The 4,108-nt window shown below is 78.8% G+C and carries 2 protein-coding genes and 1 pseudogene; 2 read left to right on the plus strand and 1 reads right to left on the minus strand.

Annotation, left to right across the window (positions count from 1 at the left end):
* Nucleotides 1-1,135, minus strand: a pseudogene (locus KVT14_RS19820) (hypothetical protein); the annotation flags it as partial.
* 220 nt (nucleotides 1,136-1,355) lie between these two features.
* Between KVT14_RS19820 and KVT14_RS19825 the strand changes: the two are divergent.
* The gene (locus KVT14_RS19825) at nucleotides 1,356-3,551 is read left to right on the plus strand and encodes a hypothetical protein (RefSeq protein ID WP_217617234.1); all 2,196 of its coding nucleotides are present in this window, start codon (nucleotides 1,356-1,358) and stop codon (nucleotides 3,549-3,551) included.
* Nucleotides 3,548-4,036 (plus strand): hypothetical protein, encoded by a 489-nt coding sequence (locus KVT14_RS19830; RefSeq protein WP_308161183.1) that lies wholly within the window; start codon nucleotides 3,548-3,550, stop codon nucleotides 4,034-4,036. The genes KVT14_RS19825 and KVT14_RS19830 overlap by 4 nt, the downstream gene beginning before the upstream one ends.
* Nucleotides 4,037-4,108: the final 72 nt, after the last annotated feature.

Here is a 4,108-nt window from a genome sequence, read left to right on the forward strand (position 1 = left end):
CGGGCGTGTCCGGGGCCCGCCCCGGGACGGCGGTGGCCGCACCGGCGCCCGCCGGGGTCGCGCCGGGGCCGGTCGCGGCCGCATCCGTGCCCGGCGCAGCCGGCGTCGCCCCGGTGACCACGGGCGTCGCCCCCGTCACCACGGGCGTCGCCCCCGTCACCACGGGCGTCGCCCCCGTCACCACGGGCGTCGCCCCCGTCACGGCCGGCACGGAGCCGGTGGGCGTCCGGCCGCCGCGCTTGCGGGCGGCCGCCGCGGCGGCCTCGGCCTCACGGATCTGCCGGCGGGTCAGCGGCGCCCCCGGCGTGACGGTGCCGAGCGGGATCGCTCCGTCGGGCCCGGCCGCCGGGACACCGCCCGCTGCACCCCCCTGCGCACCGGCAGGGAGCGGCACCGTCGCGAGCGTCCCGGTGCTCACGTCGGTCCAGCCCGCGTCCGGGCCCTCGCGCCGCTCGCGCAGGATGCGCACGAGCAGGATCGCGGCGACCGCCAGCAGCAGCACGCCGAGCGCGACGCCCGGCCACAGCCACGGCGTGGTGACGGTCTGCGGCCAGGACAGGTCCAGCACCGGGGCGCTGTCGCCCAGGCTCACGGCGAGCAGCGACCAACGACCCTCCTGGGCCGGCCACTCGAGCGTCGCGGTGCCGTCGCCGGCGACCTCGGCGACCCACATGTCGTTGCCGGTCGGGTCGGCCGCGGTCGCCACGGCCGCGCCCGCGTCCTCGCTCGCCGTCGGCGACGGGGCCGCCTCGGCGGCGGCCTCCTCGGTCGCGGACGCGGACGGGCTCGCGGACGGCTCCGCCGCGTCCTGGCCGGACGTGGTGGCGAGCGTGTGCCAGTCGGACAGGCCGGTGACCCGCTCGTACGGGTCGGCGCCCACCCAGGCGGTGACGTCCGTGTCCCGGCCGACCGCGAGCACCACCGGCGCGCCGTCGGCGCGCACGGTCACGGTGACGGGGTCGCCGGCGAGCTCGAGCACGCCGGGGTCGGTCACGAGGGTCCGGGTCTCGCCCCCGGGCGCGGCCGTGGCCACCAGCGGGTCGTCGGCCCGCCAGACGGTGGCGGAGGCGACGCCGAGCCCGATGGCCGCGACCCCGAGCACCCCGAGGACGGCGGCGATCAGTCGTTGGAGCACGCATCTTCCTCTCGAACGTGACGTCCCAGGATAGGCGGACCACCTCGGGGTCCGGGCAAATCGGGCCTGCTGCGGGCCGGGTGCGTGCCCGGCCGACGGGTGTCCCGGGCCGTGGCGCTGCCGATACCCTGGACGGCGGACGCGGGCCGACCGACGCCCCGAGCCTCCCGCCCGGAGGCCGTCCCCACAAGCGCTCGCGCGCGCTCGCAGGAGGAACTTCGTGGCAGAGGACCGTACGCCCTTCCCGGTGGTCAACTTCCGTGGTTACGACCGCGGACCCGTCGACACCCGGATGCAGGAGCTCGAGCGCGCGCTGCAGGACGCCCGCAGCCAGGTCGCCTCGATGGACGAGCGCGTGCTGCAGATCTCGGGCGAGCTGTCCGAGGCGCACCGCCAGCTCCGCGAGGCGGAGCGGCCCACGTACTCGGGCCTGGGCTCCCGCATCGAAATGCTGCTGCGGAGCGCCGAGGAGCAGTCGTCCGACGTCGTGCAGCAGGCGAACGCGCAGGCGTCCGACGCCCTCGCCCGTGCGCGGCTCGCGGCCGGCCAGCTCCGCGCCCGCGCCGAGAACGAGGTCGCCGAGCTGCTCGCGACCGCGCGCCGCGAGGCGACGGAGGAGCGGTCGACGGCGCACACCGAGGCCGAGAGCGCGCTGACCGGCGCGCAGCGACGCGCGGAGGAGCTGGTCGGGTCGGCGGAGCGCGAGGCCGCCCGGATCCAGACCGCGATCCAGACCGAGGAGAGCGAGCGCCGCGCGACGCTGGAGCGCGAGCTCGGCACGCTGCGGGCGACGGTCGAGCGCGAGACGACCGAGCTCCGGATCAGCACCGAGCAGGCCGCGGAGGAGCTGCGCACGCGCACCGAGTCGGAGACGACGACGATGCGGGCCGAGGCCGAGCGGTACGACCAGGACCTGCGCCAGGCCGCCGACGCCGAGACGACCGCGCTGCGGCAGCGCGTGACCGCGGAGCTCGCCGAGCTGCGCACCGAGGCCGAGCGGTGGGCCGCGATGCAGCGGTCGGTGGCCGCGACCGAGATCGCCGAGGCGCGGCAGGCCGCGGCCGAGGAGTCCCGCGCCGTGCGCGCCGACGCCGCCGCCCAGGCCGACGCCGTGCGGTCGGCCGCCGAGCGGGCCGCCGCCGAGACCCAGCAGCGGGCGACCGCCGAGACCACCGCCCTGCGGGCCGAGGCCGAGCAGTACTCGGGCTTCGTCCGGGCGACCGCCGACCGCGAGACCGGCGAGCTGCGCGCGGCCGTGGCCGACGAGATCGCGGCCGCCCGCCAGGACGCCGAGCAGTCGCTCGCCGCCCTGCGTGCGGAGTCCGAGCAGTACGCGAGCGAGCTCCGCGCCACCGCCGAGCGCGAGACCACCGAGCTGCGCGAGCGCACCGAGCACGAGGCCGCCACCCTCCGGGCGCTGGCCGAGCGCGAGACCACCGAGCTGCGCGAGCGCACCGAGCGGGACGCGGCCGAGCTGCGCGAGCGCACGGAGCGCGAGGTCGCGGAGCTGCGCGAGGCCACCCGCCTCGACGTCGAGCGCCAGCTCACCGAGGCGACCCGGGCCGCCGACGAGGTCCGGTCGACCGCCCGCGCCGAGGCCGACGCGCTCACCGCGCAGGCCCGCCAGCAGCTCGCCGACGCCGAGCTGCAGATCGCCGCGCAGCGCGAGGCCGCCGAGCGCGCCGACGCCGAGCGGCACGCCACGGCCCGCGCCGAGACCGAGAAGCTCGTCTCCGACGCCGAGGCGCACGCCGCCGACGCCGAGCAGCGGGTCGCCAAGGCGCTCGAGCAGGCCGAGAAGATCCGCGTCGACTCGCAGAACCACTCCAAGGAGCTGCTGTCCAACGCCCGCGCGAACGCCGACCGCGTCGTCGCCGAGGCCCGCGAGCACGCCGAGAAGACGCTGTCCGAGGCGATGGCCGAGTCCGAGCGCGAGCGCACCACGTCGCAGCGGCAGGTCGAGGACCTGAACCGGCAGCGCGAGTCGATCACGTCCTACCTCGACGAGCTGCGCAACCTGCTCGGCCACGACCCGGCGCCGAACCGCACGACGCTGGAGAAGGCCGACGCCGCGCAGGCGCAGTTCGACGCCAAGCAGGCGGCCCGCCCGGCCGCGCGCCCGGCCCGCGGCAAGGGCCGGCCCGCCCCGGTGTCGGCCGCGACGCCCGCGGTCCCGGCACCCGCCGAGGCGAAGGACGACGAGAAGCCAGATGCGGCGGCGGACGGGGCGAAGGACGCCGTCGGCGCCGAGGCCGCCGCGGACGCGACGGCCACCGCCGAGGCTACCCCCGCCCCGACCGCGCAGGACGCCGAGCGCCCCGCCGCCGCGAAGGAGGCGGCGCAGGCCGCCCAGCAGCCCGCCGACAGCGCCGAGACCTCCGAGGACGAGGCCGCGGCCGCGCCGGCCGAGAAGTGAGCGAGCGCGACGCGTCGTCGGTCCCCGCCGGGGCCGACGACGCAGGTGCGCCCGACGCGCCCGCCGATCGCGCCGCCGACTGGCGGTCCCGCCGCCGCGAGGCCGCCGACGCCCACGAGGCCGCCCTCCGCGCCCGGCGTCAGGCCGAGTCCGCCCGCGCCCGTGAGCTCATCGCGCGGTTCGTCGCCGACGCCCGCGACCGGGGCGTCGCCCCCGAGCCGCTGCACGCGCAGGGCTACGGCGGGCGTGGTCGCTACCGCACGCCCCTGGAGGGCTGGTACCTGCGCCGGGACCGGACGGTCGCGATCGGCACCGACGGCGGCTTCTACGTGCTGACCGTGCCGCCGTCGCTGGCCGCGCGGCTGCGCGGGGTGCGGCCGGAGCCGCAGGACCCGCCGCTCGTCATCGGCGCGGGCGGCAAGGACGGCGAGTCGCTGGACCTGCCGGTCGCGCTCGCCCGCGCGCTCGGCGACGACGCGGCCTGACGCCGCGCCGCCCCGGGCGGGCCCGGCCGGCGGCGCCGGCGTCCGGGTGGTGCAGGAGCTGCTGGGGCACGC

The sequence above is a fragment of the Cellulomonas sp. GbtcB1 genome (assembly GCF_019091725.1).
Lineage (GTDB): Bacteria > Actinomycetota > Actinomycetes > Actinomycetales > Cellulomonadaceae > Cellulomonas.